13 protein-coding genes and 1 pseudogene are annotated in these 15964 nt (G+C 65.1%); 5 read left to right on the forward strand and 9 right to left on the reverse strand.

What is annotated here, in order from left to right; all coding sequences use genetic code 11:
* The first annotated feature begins 70 nt into the window (after positions 1-70).
* Both PVW49_RS15690 and PVW49_RS15695 read left to right on the forward strand, forming a co-directional pair.
* Positions 71-1216, forward strand: a complete 1146-nt coding sequence (locus PVW49_RS15690; protein WP_274591000.1) for a glycosyltransferase — start codon at positions 71-73, stop codon at positions 1214-1216.
* Entirely contained in the window at positions 1213-2340 is a 1128-nt protein-coding gene (locus PVW49_RS15695; protein WP_274591001.1) for a glycosyltransferase family 4 protein, read from the forward strand. Before PVW49_RS15690 ends, PVW49_RS15695 begins: the two co-directional genes overlap by 4 nt.
* A 46-nt stretch (positions 2341-2386) precedes the next feature.
* Here the strand turns inward: PVW49_RS15695 and PVW49_RS15700 are convergent.
* The 3 genes and pseudogenes from PVW49_RS15700 to PVW49_RS15710 all read right to left on the reverse strand — a co-directional run.
* Positions 2387-3298: pseudogene (locus PVW49_RS15700) on the reverse strand (acyltransferase family protein); the annotation flags it as partial.
* Positions 3295-3954 (reverse strand): sugar transferase, encoded by a 660-nt coding sequence (locus PVW49_RS15705; RefSeq protein WP_074838376.1) that lies wholly within the window; start codon positions 3952-3954, stop codon positions 3295-3297. The pseudogene PVW49_RS15700 and the gene PVW49_RS15705, both read right to left, overlap by 4 nt.
* Positions 3955-4117: 163 nt before the next feature.
* Positions 4118-4852: a metallophosphoesterase gene (locus PVW49_RS15710; RefSeq protein ID WP_274591002.1), complete on the reverse strand. Its 735-nt coding sequence runs from the start codon at positions 4850-4852 to the stop codon at positions 4118-4120.
* Between the two features lie 232 nt (positions 4853-5084).
* Here PVW49_RS15710 and PVW49_RS15715 point away from each other — a divergent pair, with 232 nt between their 5' ends.
* From PVW49_RS15715 to PVW49_RS15725, 3 genes are read left to right on the forward strand one after another with little or no spacing between them, the layout of a single operon-like run.
* Positions 5085-7199 carry a YjbH domain-containing protein gene (locus PVW49_RS15715; RefSeq protein ID WP_274591003.1) on the forward strand — a complete coding sequence of 705 codons (2115 nt, stop codon included), beginning with the start codon at positions 5085-5087 and terminating at the stop codon, positions 7197-7199.
* On the forward strand, positions 7196-7783 hold the full coding sequence (locus tag PVW49_RS15720; RefSeq protein ID WP_274591004.1) for a YjbF family lipoprotein: 588 nt from the start codon (positions 7196-7198) through the stop codon (positions 7781-7783). Before PVW49_RS15715 ends, PVW49_RS15720 begins: the two co-directional genes overlap by 4 nt.
* Before the next feature lie 25 nt (positions 7784-7808).
* Entirely contained in the window at positions 7809-9179 is a 1371-nt protein-coding gene (locus tag PVW49_RS15725) for a polysaccharide biosynthesis/export family protein (RefSeq protein ID WP_274591005.1), read from the forward strand.
* A gap of 186 nt (positions 9180-9365) precedes the next feature.
* Here PVW49_RS15725 and PVW49_RS15730 read toward each other — a convergent pair whose 3' ends face one another.
* From PVW49_RS15730 to PVW49_RS15755, 6 genes are all read right to left on the reverse strand, one after another.
* Positions 9366-10832, reverse strand: a complete 1467-nt coding sequence (locus tag PVW49_RS15730; protein WP_274591006.1) for a mannitol dehydrogenase family protein — start codon at positions 10830-10832, stop codon at positions 9366-9368.
* Positions 10833-10851: 19 nt separating this feature from the next.
* Entirely contained in the window at positions 10852-11622 is a 771-nt protein-coding gene (locus tag PVW49_RS15735) for an L-iditol 2-dehydrogenase (protein ID WP_170850588.1), read from the reverse strand.
* On the reverse strand, positions 11622-12626 hold the full coding sequence (locus PVW49_RS15740) for an ABC transporter ATP-binding protein (protein ID WP_048535928.1): 1005 nt from the start codon (positions 12624-12626) through the stop codon (positions 11622-11624). The genes PVW49_RS15735 and PVW49_RS15740 overlap by 1 nt, the downstream gene beginning before the upstream one ends.
* Positions 12627-12638: 12 nt before the next feature.
* The gene (locus PVW49_RS15745) at positions 12639-13469 is read right to left on the reverse strand and encodes a carbohydrate ABC transporter permease (protein ID WP_048535929.1); all 831 of its coding nucleotides are present in this window, start codon (positions 13467-13469) and stop codon (positions 12639-12641) included.
* A 109-nt stretch (positions 13470-13578) separates the two neighbouring features.
* Entirely contained in the window at positions 13579-14445 is an 867-nt protein-coding gene (locus PVW49_RS15750; RefSeq protein ID WP_074838361.1) for a carbohydrate ABC transporter permease, read from the reverse strand.
* A 120-nt stretch (positions 14446-14565) separates the two neighbouring features.
* Positions 14566-15873, reverse strand: a complete 1308-nt coding sequence (locus PVW49_RS15755) for an ABC transporter substrate-binding protein (RefSeq protein ID WP_048535933.1) — start codon at positions 15871-15873, stop codon at positions 14566-14568.
* Positions 15874-15964 lie beyond the last annotated feature (91 nt).

Raw genomic sequence — 15964 nt, forward strand, 5'->3', positions numbered from 1 at the left:
TCGCGTTTGCGTTTTGTTAAGGAAAACACGCCCAAGGTTAATGCGGGTTTAACGCCGCAAGGAGGGCGCGATGCGCATCGTCCATGTCGTGACCCGGTTGCTTCGCGCCGGGTCGGAAGAGAACACGCTTGCCTGTTGTCGCTGGCAGGCCGAGGCCGGTCACGAGGTGGTGCTGGTGCATGGCGCCGAGGCCGACGCCGCGCTGGCCGCGGCCGCCGGCGTTCGCTGTATCGCCCTGCCCGAAATGGTGCATCCGATCCGGCCCTACGCCGATGCGCGGGCGCTGGCGGCATTGCGACGGCTGTATCTGCGGTTGGCCCCGGATGTGGTGCACAGCCATCAGAGCAAGGCCGGCGTTCTCGGACGTCTGGCCGCAGATGTGGTGCCCGAAGCACGGGTCATTCATGGCCTGCACCTCTTGCCCTGGGCGCATGTGAGCGGGGCGCGGCGACGGGTCTACCTGGCGGCAGAGCGGGCAGTGGCGGGGCGCACCGACGCTTTCATCGGGGTCAGCCGGGCGCTGTGCGAGGCCTATGCGGCGGCCGGGATCGCTCCGCGCGGGCGGCTGCATTGTGTGCGCTCGGGCATGGATCTGGCGCGGTTTCGCGAGGCCCGGCCGCCGCCCGACTGGCGCAGCCTCCTGCGCCTGCCGCCCGGTGCGCCACGCCCGCCGGTGGCGGTGATGCTGGCCGCCCTGGAACCGCGCAAACGCCATGTGGCCTTCTTGAAGGCCTTTGCAGCCTTACGGCGCCTGATGCCGGAAATGCGGGTGATCCTGGCCGGCGCCGGGCCCGAGGAGGCGCGCATTCGCCGCACGATGGCGCAACTTGGCCTTGGCGACCGGGTGACGCTCTGCGGCCATCGCGCCGATCCCGAGGCGCTGCTGGCGCTGGCCGACATCTCGCTTCTGGCCTCCGAGCGCGAGGGATTGCCACGGGTGGCGGTGCAATCCCTCGCGGCGGGGGTGCCGGTTCTGATCAACGACCTGCCGGGCATCGACGAGGTGCTGTGCGATGGCGTCAACGGCCGCATCCTGCCGGCGCGCGACCCGGCGGCATTGGTGCGCGAAATGCTCGACCTGTCGCGCAGCCCAGCGCGGTTGGCGAAGCTGCGGCAGGGCGCGGCGACGAGCGACCTTGGCGCCTGGGCGCAGGCGCGGCTGGGGCCGGACACCACGGCGCTGTATGGCGCTTCGCGGGCCGGGGTGGCGGCATGAGGCTGGCGATCAACGCCCGGTTTCTGAGCCAGGCGACGTCGGGCGTGCAGCGCTTCGGTCGCGAAATCGTGGCCGCCCTGGATCAGCGCCTGACGATGGACCCGGCGCTGCGCGCGCGTCTCGGCCCGGTGGTGGCCTATGCGCCCGAGGGGGCAGAGCATCCCGGCTGGCAGGCGGTCGAGCTGCACCGGCTGCCCGGCGGGCGGGGCCATGCCTGGGAGCAGACCGCGCTGCGACGAGCGGCGCGCGGCCGGGTCCTGTTTTCGCCGGGCAATTCCGGGCCTCTTTCGCACCGGCGTCAGGTGTTGGTGCTGCATGATGCCAACCTCTGGGAAATCCCCGAAGCCTATGATTGGCGGTATCGTGCCCTGCATCGCGCGCTGCGGCCGCCACTGGCGCGCCGGTCCGCCGCGCTGGTGACCGTGAGCCGCCATTCCGCCCGGCAATTGAGCGCGCTGCTGGGGGTGGATGCGGCGCGGTTCTCACGGGTGCCAAATGCCGCCGACCATGTGCGGCACGTGACCCCGGAGCCGGAGATTCTGGGCCGCCTCGGGCTCGGCCGCCAAGGTTATCTGCTCTGCGTCGGCAACCGCTCGCCCAACAAGAACATTGCCCCGCTTGTCGCCGCCCATGGGCTGGCTGGCGACCTGCCGCCGCTGGTGGTGGTGGGCGGCGCGGCGCCGGGGCTGGCCGAGGCACGGCCGGGCGCGGTAATCGCCCCGGGGCGGGTGTCTGACGGTGCCTTGCGGGCGCTTTACGAAGGGGCGGCTGGCTTTGTGTTTCCTTCGCGTCACGAAGGGTTTGGCATTCCGCCGCTCGAGGCGATGGAGCTGGGATGCCCGGTTTTGGCAGCCCGCGCCGGCGCCTTGCCGGAGGTGCTGGGTCCGGCGGCGCTCTGGTGCGATCCGGCGTCGCTGCCCGACATGGCGCAGGGGCTTCGGACGCTGGCCGGGCTGGGCGCGTCTGAGCGTGCGGCGCTGATCAAGGCGGGGCAGGCGCAGGCGGCGGGCTATCGCTGGGCGCGGAGCCTTGATCTTCTCTTGCCGGTGCTGTTCCGTGCAGGAGCAGGCGGCGTGCCGGCGCTTCGACCCAGCGATGCAGGCGGTCTGCGGCGCACAGGCTGAGCGCGAGAAGCAACGGCAATGCCCAGCCGGGTGCGGCCCGGTCGGCGCTTTCGGTGAACTGCTCGATCAGCTTGAAGCCGGGGATCTGCACCAGCGCATGGACCATATAGAGGCAATAGGAGATGCGGCCCAGATAAAGCAGGGCGCGCGGCGGGCCGGGCCGCCACAGCAGGAGTCCGGCCAGCAGCAGCGGCAGACCGGCCAGAAACAGCGCGTCGGCTTGGCTGGCAATTGCCGCCGCTTGCAGGGCAACCGCAGCCGCACAAAGCGCCCGCCCCAAGCGTGGCGCGTGACGGCCCCCGAACAGATAGGCCAGGCCCATACCCACCAGGAACTCGGGCAGGATGCGCAGGCCGCCGAAATCGTTCTCGAGCCGGGTGAAGGCCAGGCCCGGCGCCGGCAGTGCCGCCTCGATCGCGGTGATCCAGAGCAGCGCCACGGCAAGGCTGGACGCCAGCGCGCGGCCGGGCGGCAGGCGCAGCATCCATGCCGCCAGCAGTGGAAACAGCAGGTAGGCAAAGGCCTCGGCGGCGATGGACCAGGAGGGATAGTTCAGCCCGCCGGTTTCGGTGATCCCCCAGGCGTGCAGCAATACGAGATGCAGCAGCGCCATCTCGCCGATGTCATAGGACAGCGGCCGGGCAGGTACAAACGCTGGCCCAATTGCCAGGATCAGCGCCGCCAGCCCGAGGGTGACGAGATGCACCGGGTAAAGCCGGGCGAAGCGGCGCCAGAGAAACCGGCCGGGGCCGAAGTCGCCGCCACGGATCAGCGGCGCATAGACCAGCATCATCACCGCCCCCGACAGGCAGAAAAACAGATCGACCGCGAGATAGCCCCGGGCTACCAGCAGCGGCACCGGCGCGGCGGTTTGTGGCCAGAAATGAAAGAGCACCACCCAGAGCGCCGCAAGCCCGCGCAACGCGGTCCAGGCGGCAATCTCCGGCGGGCGGCTCATCGCCCGGTCGGGGCGAGGACAAGACCGGCAGTGCGGCAGAGCAGCAGCAGATCAAGCGGCAGGCTCTGTTCCGCCCGGTAACGCCGGTCGAGTGCGACACGCTTGCGATAACAGCCGTCGGGGCGGCCTTCGACCTGCCAGAGCCCGGTGATGCCGGGCTTCTGCGCCAGGTAGGTCTGTGGCTCGCCGTCGTAGAAGGCAAGCTCGCCGGCGGTGATCGGGCGCGGTCCGACAAAGGACATCTCGCCGCGCAACACATTCCAGATCTGTGGCAGCTCGTCGAGCGAGAGCCGGCGCAGGTGGCGGCCAAGCGTGGTGATGCGGGGATCCTGGTGCAGCTTGAACGCCAGCGCCCATTCGACGGCGGCCAGCGGATCGCGAGCGAGGGTTTCGGCCAGAACCCGCTCGGCGTCGGGCACCATGGTGCGGATCTTCCAGCAGCGAAAGCTCTGGCCATCGAGACCGATCCGGGTATGGCCGAAAAACCCCGGCCCGCCGTTGCTGCGAACCAACAGCCAGAGCAGGGCGATCAGCGGAACGATTGCCGGCAAAAGCAGCAGCACGATCGCCAGATCGAGCGCGCGTTTGCCAAAGCTCGCGTAAAAGGTTCGTCCCGGACGAGTGGACAGGGGCAGATCGGTGGAAACTTCCGTCATGCGGGGCCTCAAAGGTCGGTCCCACCCAGCCTTTGGTTAACCGCGATTAACCCTGAATGCGGTTAACAGGCCGTAAACGGAAATTGATTAAAATCAGATGGATAGATTAACCACTCGGTAACCTTTCGGCACCGTTTCACGTCGGGTTCAGAGCCCGCTGGCGTCAGGTGCTTTCAAAGCTCACTTCACCGGGGATCACCCGGGCCACGGTGAGCCGGCCGGTGGCATAGGCGCCGGTGTCGACGGCGATGCGGCCCTGATCGGCGCTGGGGGCATCGACGATCGTGTGGCCGTGCAACACCCATTGCCCGTCGCGGCGCGGCGTGGTCAGGAAATCGGGGTGGCCCCAGGTGAGGGTGCGATGCGCCTGTTGGTCGAGCGGTTTCGCCGGGTCGGCGCCGGCATGTACGACGGTGACGTTGCCGGTTTCGTGCATCAGCGGCAGCAGTCGCATCCAGTCGATCAACTCGGAGCCCATGGCGCGGCGCAGGGCATCGGCGGCGATCTTGAGATCGATGCCCGCCGTTGTCTGGGTCACGCCGGTGACACCAAAGCTTGCCAGCGTCTGCAAGCCGCCGTTGCGAATCCAGCGCGGGCCCTTGTCCTGCGGCGCGTCGAGAAAGGCGAGCAGCATGTCCTCGTGGTTGCCGCGCAAACAGGTGATGTCGGGGCTGGCCTGCAAGCGGCGCAGCACGCCGGCGCCATCGTCGCCCCGGTCGATGTAATCACCGACACAGATCAGCGGCAGGTCATCCGGCAGGCCGCGCAGCACCCGGTCGAGCAGATCCAGCCGCCCATGGATGTCGCCCATGGCATAGAATCCCGATTCGGGAGCGATTGGATCGAAGGCGGCCGGTTTCGGCGCGCGAAAGGCCGACAGCAGGGTCTTTAGTTTCATTTTTAAATCAGTCGCAGTCTCACCCGGCCTCTTATGCGCTGTTTCTGTCAGGAATGGAATCGCGGTCACGCGGAATTGTCAGCCGCAATCCGGGGCTTGCGCTGTGGCCAGTGTCAAAATCGCCACATGATCTGGGGATTACGGCAAAACTTGGGCCAAGGCGGATGTAGCCGACCAATGGCGCATGTAGTTTGCCAGTAATTATTCAGGGGCAGGTGATTTGAGACGCCGGGTGACAACGGGGATTGCTTTTCTGCTGTGCGGGTCGGCGCTGGCCGAGCCGCAGATCCAGTCAGGATACACGACCTATGGCACCCCGGGCCTGATCGAAATGCCCACCGCCCATGCCATGCCCGACGGCGAATTGGCTTATACCTTCAGCTATTCCCGCAACACCAAGCGCAATACGCTGACCTTCCAGATGGCGCCCCGGCTGACCGGCAGTTTCCGCTATGCGCTTCTCAATGACATGGACCCGAGTTCTGGGCCGAACCTCAACGGGGGTATTGGGGCGAGCGGCAGTTTCCGCTTCGACCGAAGCTTTTCGCTGCAATATCTGATCTCCGAGGAAACCGAGCGCTGGCCGGCGGTGTCGGTTGGGCTGAACGACTTTCTCGGCACCGGCATCTACCGGTCCGAGCATGTTGTCGCCAGCAAGACGCTCACGCCTCAGCTTCGGGTGACCGGCGGCATCGGCTGGGGCCGTCTGGCCGGGGTCGGCGCATTCGACAACCCGCTCGGGGTTGTGGCCGACCGGTTCAAGACGCGCGAAGACCGGGTCTCCAACCAGGGCGGCCAGCTCGAAGCGAGCGAGATTTTCCGCGGCGATGCGGCGTTTTTCGGCGGGGTCGAGTTTCAGGCTACCGAAAAGCTGAAATTCAGCGCCGAATTCTCCTCCGACCGATACGAGCTCGAGGACGGGGCGACCTTTGATTACGAGAACCCGTTCAATTTCGGCGTCAGCTATCAGGTGCGCAAGAATATCAACCTCAAGGCGCATTACCTCTACGGCTCCGAAGTGGGCGTCCAGCTGACCTATGCGGTCAATCCCAAGAACCCGCCCAATTACAGCGGGCTGGAAAAGGCGCCGCCGCCTGTGGTGCGTCGCAGCGCCGCCGCGCTGGGCTGGGAGGAAACCTATCGCATCAGCGCGCAGAACAGCACCGAACGGCGCGCCGATCAGGTGCTGAAACAATACGGCATGGGGCTGCACGGGCTGACGATCACCGGCGCCACCGCGCGGATCGAAATCGACAACCGCAGCTATCTGAGCCAGGCGCAGGCCGTGGGCCGCGCGGCGCGCGCGATGACCGGCGTGCTGCCAGCGCAGGTCGAGACTTTCGAGGTGGTGCCGGTCAAAAACGGCATTGCAGGCGCCGAGGTCACCCTGCGGCGGCGCGATCTGGAAACGCTGGAATTCGAGCTCGACGGCGCCTGGGACAGCTATGCCCGCGCGCGGATCGAAAGCGCGACCGACCCGCTGAACCCGGTGCCGGGGCGCTACCCGTATTTCGACTATGACATCGGCCCGTATTTCGCGACCAGCTTTTTCGACCCGGACAACCCGTTCCGGGCCGATGCCGGCATCGAGCTCTCGGCCCGGTTCGAGCCGGTGCAGGGCGTTGTGCTGCAAGGCGCGGTGCGCAAGAAGCTGGTGGGCAATCTCGACGAGTCGACGCGGGATTCCACTTCGGTGCTGCCGCATGTGCGATCCGACTTCAATCTCTACGAAAAACACGGCGATCCGGCGCTCAAGCATCTGACCGGCGGCTATTACTTCAAGCCCGGCGAAGACCTCTATGGCCGCGTCACCGCCGGCTACTTCGAAACGCAATATGGCGGCATCTCGACCGAGCTGCTGTGGAAGCCGGTCGACAGCCGGCTCGCCGCCGGGGTCGAGGTCAACTATGTCCGCCAGCGGGCTTTTGACCAGGGGTTCGAGTTCCGGGATTACGAAATCGCCACCGGCCATGCCTCGCTGTATTACGATTTCGGCAATGGCTATGAGGCGCAAATCGACGCCGGGCGTTACCTTGCCGGCGATTGGGGTGCGACCTTCGCGCTTGACCGGACCTTCAAGAACGGCTGGTCGGTCGGGGCCTTTGCCACGCTGACCGATGTGCCGTTCGACGAGTTTGGCGAAGGCTCGTTCGACAAGGGCATCAGGATCGAGATCCCGATCGGCTGGGTCAATGGCCAGGCCACGCGCGAAACCTATACAAACGTGATCCGGCCGGTCACCCGTGATGGCGGCGCGCGGGTGAATATCAACGACCGGCTTTACGAGACGTTGCGCGACACCCACCAACCGGCACTGGCCGACACATGGGGGCGGTTCTGGAGATGATGCGCAATCTCGTGATCCTCACCCTGGTTCTGCTGGCCGCCTGTAGCCGGCCGGCGCCGGACGTGCGCAGCCAGATTTCCCGCGCGCAGCTCAACGCGGTGACCGAGCCGCTGATGCTGGCCGAGCTCGACGGCCTCGGCACCGCTGCCGGCGTCACCCGGGTCGCGACCAATGGCGATATTGTCACCTGGCAGACCGGCGACAAGGTGGGGCTCAGCTTTCGCTCCGGTGTTCTTGTCGCCACGCGCGGGCTGGGGCAGGATCTGATTTCGGCCGATGTGAGCCATACGCGCGCCGCCCTGCGCGGCGAACGCCAGGGCTATTACACCAAGTTCCACAGCTATCTGGATGGCGAGCATCAGACGCGGTTCCGTAGCTTTCAATGCATCGTCACCGCACGCACGGCCGAGCAGATCGTCATCTTTGAACGGGTCCACGCAACGACGAAGGTCGAGGAGACCTGTCATTCGCCGGGCTTGCGGGTGGACAACGCTTATTGGTTTGGTGACGGGATCATGTGGAAATCGAAACAATGGGTCAGCCCGTTTGCCGGGTATCTTCTGACCGAGCGCCTGGTGCGCTGAGAGTGAATTCCGAGGGAGAAGAAACGTGAATATCTTGGGGAACTTGCGAAACCTGGGGCTTGTCGTCGGCCTCGCGGCACTCGCGGCCTGCGGCGTGACCTATACCAGCCCGACGGTGAAATCCCAGGCCGCCGGGGCCAAGGTGCGGGTCGTGGCGCTCAGCACCCAGAGCGTGCTGCTGGCCAACCGCGAACCCTATGTGCCCCGCTCGCTGCCCGAGGTCTTTTATATGGGCACCGGCGGCGGCACCGCCAATCCCGGCGCGGCACTCCCTCCGGCGCCCTATGTGCCCAACGAAGTGCGCCAGACCCTGACCCTGCGCCTGCCCTCGGACCCGCCGGTCGAGCCCTATCGCATCGGTGTCGGCGACGTGGTGCTTCTGTCGACCAACGGGTCGGCCAGCACCATCGAAGAGCTGTCGGGCATCCTCGCCGTGCAAAATCAGCGCCAGGGCTTCACCGTGCGCGAAGACGGCGCCATCTCGATCCCCAATATCGGACCGGTCTCGATTGCCGGGATGACGCTGGAAGAGGCCGAGGCGCGGCTGTTCCGGGCGCTGGTGGAAAATCAGGTCGACCCGGATTTCTCGCTCGAAATCTCGGAATTCAACTCGAAGAAGATTGTTGTCGGCGGCGCGGTGGCCAATCCGACCATCGTGCCGGTAACCTTGAACACGCCGAACCTGGGCCAGGTGCTGACCGCCTCGGGCGGGCTGGCGCTTCAGGACGAAGAGTTCGCCTCGATCCGGCTCTATCGCGACGGCACGCTCTATCAGATCCCGATCCGCGATTTCTACAACCGGCCCGAACTGCAACGCACCCGGCTGCTGGACGGGGATGCGATCTATGTCGACACCTCTTATGATCTCGAACGGGCCCTGACCTTCTATCAACAGAAAATTAACGTCCTGAGCCTGCGCAACCAGGCGCGGGCGCAGGCGCTGACCGAACTGTCGACCCAGATCGGGCTGCGGCGCGCCGCTCTGGACGAGCAGCGCAGCAATTTCGAGGCGCGGGCCGAACTCGGTGCGGAAAAGCGCGACTACGTCTACCTCGCCGGCGAGGTCAACAATCAGAGCCGCTTTGCCCTGCCGTATGCGCAACAGGCCAATCTGGCGGATGTGCTGTATGACAACGGCGGCTTCAGCACCCAGACCGGCAACCCGGCGCATATCTATGTGCTGCGCGCCTCTTCGAACCCGGCCGATTTCGGAGCAGTCACGGCCTGGCATCTTAACGCCGGAAATGCCGCCAACATCACCATCGCCACCCAGATGGAGATGCGGCCCAACGATGTCGTGTTCATCGAGGAACAGCCGATCACCAAGTGGAACCGCGCGCTCAGCCAGTTCTTCCCGCCGCTGATCAGCATCGCGACCTCGGCGGTCCGGCAATAAGCTCTGCCGGCCCCTGTCCAGGGCAGGCCCCGGACCAATCCGGGGCCGTTTCCGCCTGCGCCGGTTGCGCGGGGCTGATATGGCTGGTTCATGACGCAGGACGGCGCGCTTCGGCTGGCCGCGCGGCGCACGCAGGCGGGCAGGGGATGACGCGGCTCGGCCGCGCCGTCGCCCCGATGCCGCCGATCAGCCCTGCTGATAGCGGCGCAGTGCGGCCTCGACGCCGTCAGCCCAGATCAGGCTGAGCCATGTGGCAAAAGCTTGGGAAAACCGGGCATTTTCGGCCAGGGCGCCATAGAACTGACGCTGTTCGAGCCAGGCTTGCGGGGCGTCCCGGGCGGCCAGCGCGGCGGCGTTGAGTTGATCCCAGACCGGATCGTTGGGCTCGATGCTGCTGCCGTCCTCGCGGGTTCCGGCGCACATCCGGCACCACAGCGCCTGGCTCAGCGCCAGACCTTCGACCGGGGTGCCGGCGGCGAGGCTGTCGCGGATGCCGGGCAGCACCGCGCCGGTGTGGCGCGACGAGCCGTCAAAGGCGACGCGGCGCACGGTGTCGTGGATCTTGGGGTTCGAGAACCGCCGGTCGATCAGGTCGACATATTGCGCCGTGCTCATCCCCGGCACGTCATGCACATGCGGCGCGATCTCGTCGAGCGCGACCTTGCGCAGCAGCGCCTTGATGCCGGGATGGGCCATGGCGCCGGCGATGGTCTCGACGCCCAGAATTTCGGCGGGAGCGGCGATCACCTGATGGCCGCCGTTGAGCATCCGCAGCTTCATCGCCTCGTAGTCATGCACCTGCGCCGAGATCGTCGCGCCGGCCGCTTCCCAGCCGGGGCGGCCGTTGCAGAAATCGTCCTCGATCACCCATTGGCGAAAGTTCTCATGTGTCACCGGCACGTCATCCTCGACGCCGAGCGATCGGACCAGTTCGAGCTCCTTGCGGCCGGTGGCGGGCACGATGCAATCGACCATGGAATTGGGAAAGCTCGAGTTCTCTTCGATCCAGGCCGCGAGATCGGGATCCATCAGCCCGGCCAGCCCGAGAACCACCTCGCGCAGCTTGTCGCCATTGCCGGGCAGGTTGTCGCAGCTCTGGCAGGTGAAGGGCTTGTCGCCCGCTGCGCGCCGCGTCCGCAGGGCGGCGATCATCGCGCCAAAGGCGGTTTTCGGTGCCTCGGGGGTGGCGATGTCGTGCTGGATGTCGGGGTGCGCGGGATCGAAATTCTTGGTCGCGGGATCAAGAAAATAGCCGCCCTCGGTCACCGTCAGCGCAACGATGCGGATTGCCGGATCGGCCAGCTTCTCGATCAGCGGGCCGTTGCCCTCGACGATCGGCACATAGTCGATCATCGATCCCACTACTTCGGCCGAGCTGCCGGCGGGATCGAGCTCGATCAGTGTGGTCAGGTAATCCTGCGCCGCCATTTTCTGGCGCATCGCCTCGTCATAGGGGCGCACGCCGGCGCCGACGATGGCCCAGTCCTCCGCCTGCCCTGCCTGCATCAGCCGGTGCAGATACCAGGCCTGGTGCGCGCGGTGGAAATTGCCGAGTCCGATGTGCACGATGCCGGGGGTCAGTTCCGACCGGTCATACGTCGGCCGCGTGATGGCCTCGGGCAGGTCGTTCAGGGTGGCGTTCGACAGTTTCATGTTCTCGTCCCTTGTCCGGTCAGCTCATCCATTGGCCGCCATCGACGTTGTAGGTTTGCGAAACGATGTAGTTGGCCTCTTCCGAGGCCAGGAACACCGCCATTCCGGTGAGGTCCGCCGGCACCGCAAAGCGGCCGGCGGGGACGCCGGCTTCGACCTCGGCCTTTTTCTGGCCGGGGGCCTTGCCTTCGAGCCTGGCGAACATGGAATCGACATGCTCCCAATGCTCGCCGTCGACCACGCCCGGCGCGATGGCATTGACGTTGATGCCATGCTTGATCAGGTTCAGCCCGGCCGATTGGGTCATCGAGATGACCGCCGCCTTGGTCGAGCAATAGACCAGCACCAGAGGTTCGCCGCGCCGCCCCGCTTGGGACGCCATGTTGATGATCTTGCCGCCCGTGCCCTGGGCGATCATCTGCCGCGCCGCTGCCTGCATGGTGAACAGCACCCCCGCGACGTTGACCGCATAAAGCCGGTCATAGCTGTCGCGGGTGATGTCCACCGTCTCGGCCGCATCGAAGAGCGCGGCATTGTTCACGAGGATGTCCAGTTTTCCCTGAGTCTTCACGACCTCAGCTATCGCCTGGTCGATGCTCTCCTGCCGCGTGACGTCGAGGTGAACGGCGCTGGCGCCGTCCCCGATCTCATTCGCGGCTGCCCTGGCGGCGTCGAGGTTGATATCCCCGATCGCCGCCCTGGCGCCCTCGTTCACGTAGGCCTTGGCAAATTCCTTGCCGATGCCCCGTGCTGCACCTGTGATCAGCGCGGATTTGCCAGACAGTCGCATCAGTCCAGCCGAAGCCCGTCGGCGCCGAATTTGTGGATGTGCTGGGCCTGCGGCGTCAGATAGACGGTATCGCCGTGGCGCACGTCGACATCCCCCCCGGCCCGCACGGTCAGCGGATCGCAGCCCGGAATGCCGTGGATGTGGATGAAGGTGTCGGACCCCAGGTGCTCGGCCACGCCGACGGTACCCTGCCATGCGCCCTCGGTGGTCGAGACGTCGATATGCTCGGGGCGGATGCCGATGGTGTGGACGCTGTGTTCCGACGCCAGCTTGCCTTCGATCAGGTTCATCTTGGGCGAGCCGATGAAACCGGCGACGAACTTGTTGCGCGGGCGGCGGTAAAGCTCCAGCGGGCTGCCCACCTGTTCGATTACGCCGGCCTGAAGCACCACGATCTTGTCGGCCATGGTCATCGCTTCGACCTGATCGTGGGTAACATAGATCATCGTCGTGGCGAGGCGCTTGTGCATCTCGGAGATTTCCAGCCGCATCCCGACCCGCAGCGCCGCGTCGAGGTTCGACAGCGGTTCGTCGAACAGGAAGGCCGAAGGCTCGCGCACGATGGCCCGGCCGATGGCCACCCGCTGTCGCTGGCCACCCGAAAGCTGGCCGGGGCGCCGGTCGAGGTAGTCGGTCAGGTTCAGCGCCTTGGCCGCGGCCTCGATGCGCTTTTTCTGCTCGGCCTCGTCCATGCCCGCCATTTTCATCGGAAAGGCGATGTTCTTGCGCACCGACATGTGCGGATAGAGCGCATAGGATTGGAACACCATCGCCAGGCCGCGTTTGGCGGGCGGCAGTTCGGTGGCGTCCTGGCCGTCGATCTCGATTTTGCCCGAGGTGATGTCTTCGAGCCCGGCGATCAGCCGCAGCAGGGTGGATTTGCCGCAGCCCGAGGGGCCGACAAAGACCGTGAACTCGCCATCGTTGATGTTGAGGTCCAAGGGCGGGATGACATTGACGTCGCCGAAGCTCTTGGTCACTTGAGTAAGGTTGATTTGTCCCATGATCTCAGGTCCTTATTTCACTGCGCCGAAGGTCAGGCCGCTGACGAGTTGTTTCTGGCTGAACCAGCCGAGGATGAGGATCGGCGCGATGGCCATGGTCGATGCCGCGCTGAGCTTGGCGTAGAACAGTCCCTCGGGGCTGGAGTAGCTGGCGATGAACGCGGTCAGCGGGGCCGCCTTGGCCGCGGTCAGGTTGAGCGTCCAGAAGGCTTCGTTCCACGCGAGGATGAAGTTCAGGAGCAGGGTCGAGGCGATGCCGGGAACCGCCATCGGGGTGAGGATGTAGATGATCTCGTCCTTCAGGCTGGCGCCGTCCATGCGGCCTGCTTCGAGGATATCGACGGGGATTTCCTTGAAGTAGGTGTAGAGCATCCAGACGATGATCGGCAGGTTGATCAGCATGATGACGATGACCAGGCCAATGCGGCTGTCGAGGATCCCCAGCTTGATGAAGATCAGGTAGATCGGATAGAGCACGCCGACCGCCGGAAGCATCTTGGTCGAGAGCATCCAGAGCAGGATGTCCTTGGTCCGTTTCGAGGGCACGAAGGCCATCGACCAGGCTGCCGGCACCGCGACGATGATGCCGAGGATGGTCGAGCCGCCGGCGATGATGATCGAGTTCCACAGGAAGCGGGCGTAGTTCGAGCGCTCCATGACGGCGGAATAATTCTCCAGCGTCCAGTCGAAGGCGAGGAACACCGGCGGATCGGCGATTGCTGTGGCCTCGGTCTTGAAGCTGGTGAGGATGGTCCAGAGGATCGGGAAGAAGATCAGCAGACCCACTGCCCAGGCTGCGGCGGTGTTGATCGCCTTGCGTTGATTGGTAACGGCACGTGCCATGTGTCAGTCCTCCCGTCCCGGACCTGCTCCGGGACCTCTTGCGTGACGCCTGTCGGCGGGGGTGGGGGTGAGGTCCCGGGGCAGGCCCGGGACGCGGCGTTGCACTTGCTCAGGCATCGAGATTCTTCCCCACGATGCGCATCAGGAAGATGGCGACGATATTGGCGAGAATGATGGCATAGACACCGCCCGCGGACCCGAGGCCGACGTTCTGGCTTTCCAGCACCCGCTGGAAGATCAGGTAGGTCAGGGTGCGGGTGCCGAAGGCGCCGCCGGTGGTCACGAGGATTTCGGCGAAGATCGACAGCAGGAAGATGGTCTCGATCAGGATGACGATGGTGATCGCCCGGCTCAGGTGCGGCAGCACGATGTACCAGAAGCGTTTCAGCACCGGCGCGCCGTCCATTTCCGAGGCTTCCAGCTGCTCGCCGTCCAGCGACTGGATCGCGGTCAGCAGGATCAGCGTGGCGAAGGGCAGCCATTGCCAGGACACGATCAGGATGATCGAGAACAGTGAGGCGTCCGACAGCCAGACCACCGGATCGGCCCCGAAGAAGCGCCAGAGATGCGCCAGCAGGCCGTTGGTGGGGTCCATGAACATGTTCTTCCAGACCAGCGCCGAGACCGTGGGCATGACAAAGAACGGCGCGATCACGAGAATGCGGACGACGCCCTGGCCCCACATCGGCTGGTTCAGAAGGATGCCCAGCAGGACGCCGAAGCCGACCGTGATGATCAATGCACCGCCGACGATGATCAGCGTCGCCTGGATCGACGGCCAGAAGGCCGACGAGGACACGAACCTGACGTAGTTGTCAAAGCCGGTCCACCCAAGGTCGCCACCGCGCAACGGCAGGTAGGTCTTGAACGAAAAGTAGAGCGTCATGAGCAGCGGCACGAGCATCCAGCCAAGAAGCAGGACTACGGCGGGTGCCATCATGAAACGCGCTGCGGATCGGGAATGCTGGGTCGCCATGACACATATCCTCTCTGTTCACGCAAGTTGCATGTCAAACACGGTTAATACTGGGGAGGGTAACACGTATAACGAGAACCGGGGGGTGGATTGCCACCCCCCGACCCTTGGGAGGATGCCTCAGCGGTAGCCGGCGGCTTCCATTTCTTCTTCTGCGATCGCCTGCGCTTTCTCGAGCGCTTCGTCGACCGATTGCTGACCGGCGTAGACCGCCGAGAACTCCTGGCTCACCTGGCTTGCGAGGCCGGCAAACTCGGGGATGGCGACGAATTGGACGCCGACATAGGGAACCGGATCAACGGTCGGGTTCTTGGGGTCCGCCGCGTTGATCGAGTCCAGCGTCATTTTCGCGAAGGGCACTTCCTGGTACTCGGGCGTCTCGTAGAGCGAGGTCCGCGCACCCGGGGGAACGTTGGCCCAGCCTTCGTTTTCAGCCACCAGCTCGATGTATTCCTTCGAGGTTGCCCATTCGATGAATTGCTTCGCCGCGTCCTCGTTGTCGGTGCCGGCCGGGATCGCCAGCGCCCAGGCCCAGAGCCAGTTGGCGCGCTTTTCGACGCCGTCCTTGTTGGGGGCCAGTGCAAAGCCGACCTGATCGGCGACTTCCGAGTCCTCGGGGTTGGTCACGAAAGAGGCCGCCACGGTGGCGTCGATCCACATGCCGCATTTGCCCTGCTGGAACAGCGACAGGTTTTCGTTGAAACCGTTGGTGGCATAGCCGGCCGGGCCGTAGTCGTTCATCAGGTTGGTAAAGAAGGTCAGCGCTTCTTTCCATTCCGGCTGATCGAACTGCGGATCCCATTCTTCGTCGAACCAGCGGGCGCCGAAGGAGTTGCCGGTGACGGTGATAAAGGCACCGCCTTCACCCCAACCGGCCTTGCCGCGCAGGCAGATGCCGTTGACGTCGTTGGCGTCGTCGTCCATCGCCGCGGCGGCTTCGCGGATGAACTCCCAGGTGGGGGCCTCCGGCATTTCCAGCCCGGCCTTTTCCATCAGGTCCTTGCGGTACATGATCATCGAGCTTTCGCCATAGAACGGCGCCGCATAAAGCGTGCCGTCGTGGCTCAGGCCATCGCGCATCGCGGGAAGGATGTCGTTGACATCATATTCTTCCGAGAGGCCGTCCAGCGGCACCAGCCAGCCGTTCGCACCCCAGATCGGGGTTTCGTACATGCCGATGGTCATGATGTCGAACTGGCCGCCCTTGGCGGTGATGTCGGTGGTCACGCGCTGGCGAAGAACGTTCTCTTCCAGCGTCACCCACTCGACTTCGTGGCCGGTCTTTTCGGTAAAGTCGTCGGTGTAACCCTGCATGCGGATCATGTCACCGTTGTTCACTGTCGCGATTGTCAAGGTCGCGGCCGCGGCAGCCGTCGCCGTGACGGAGACCAGAGCAGACGCTGCAAAGAGTGCATTCGTCAGTTTCATCCAATGTTCCTCCCATGGTTTTTGGATGTCAGTGACGTCATCTAGCCAGATTCGCTCTCCCCGGTCAATAAAAACTTTACGCGCGTAACTT

Origin of the sequence: Marinovum sp. PR37, from assembly GCF_028807375.1 — a bacterium.
Lineage (GTDB): Bacteria > Pseudomonadota > Alphaproteobacteria > Rhodobacterales > Rhodobacteraceae > Marinovum > Marinovum algicola.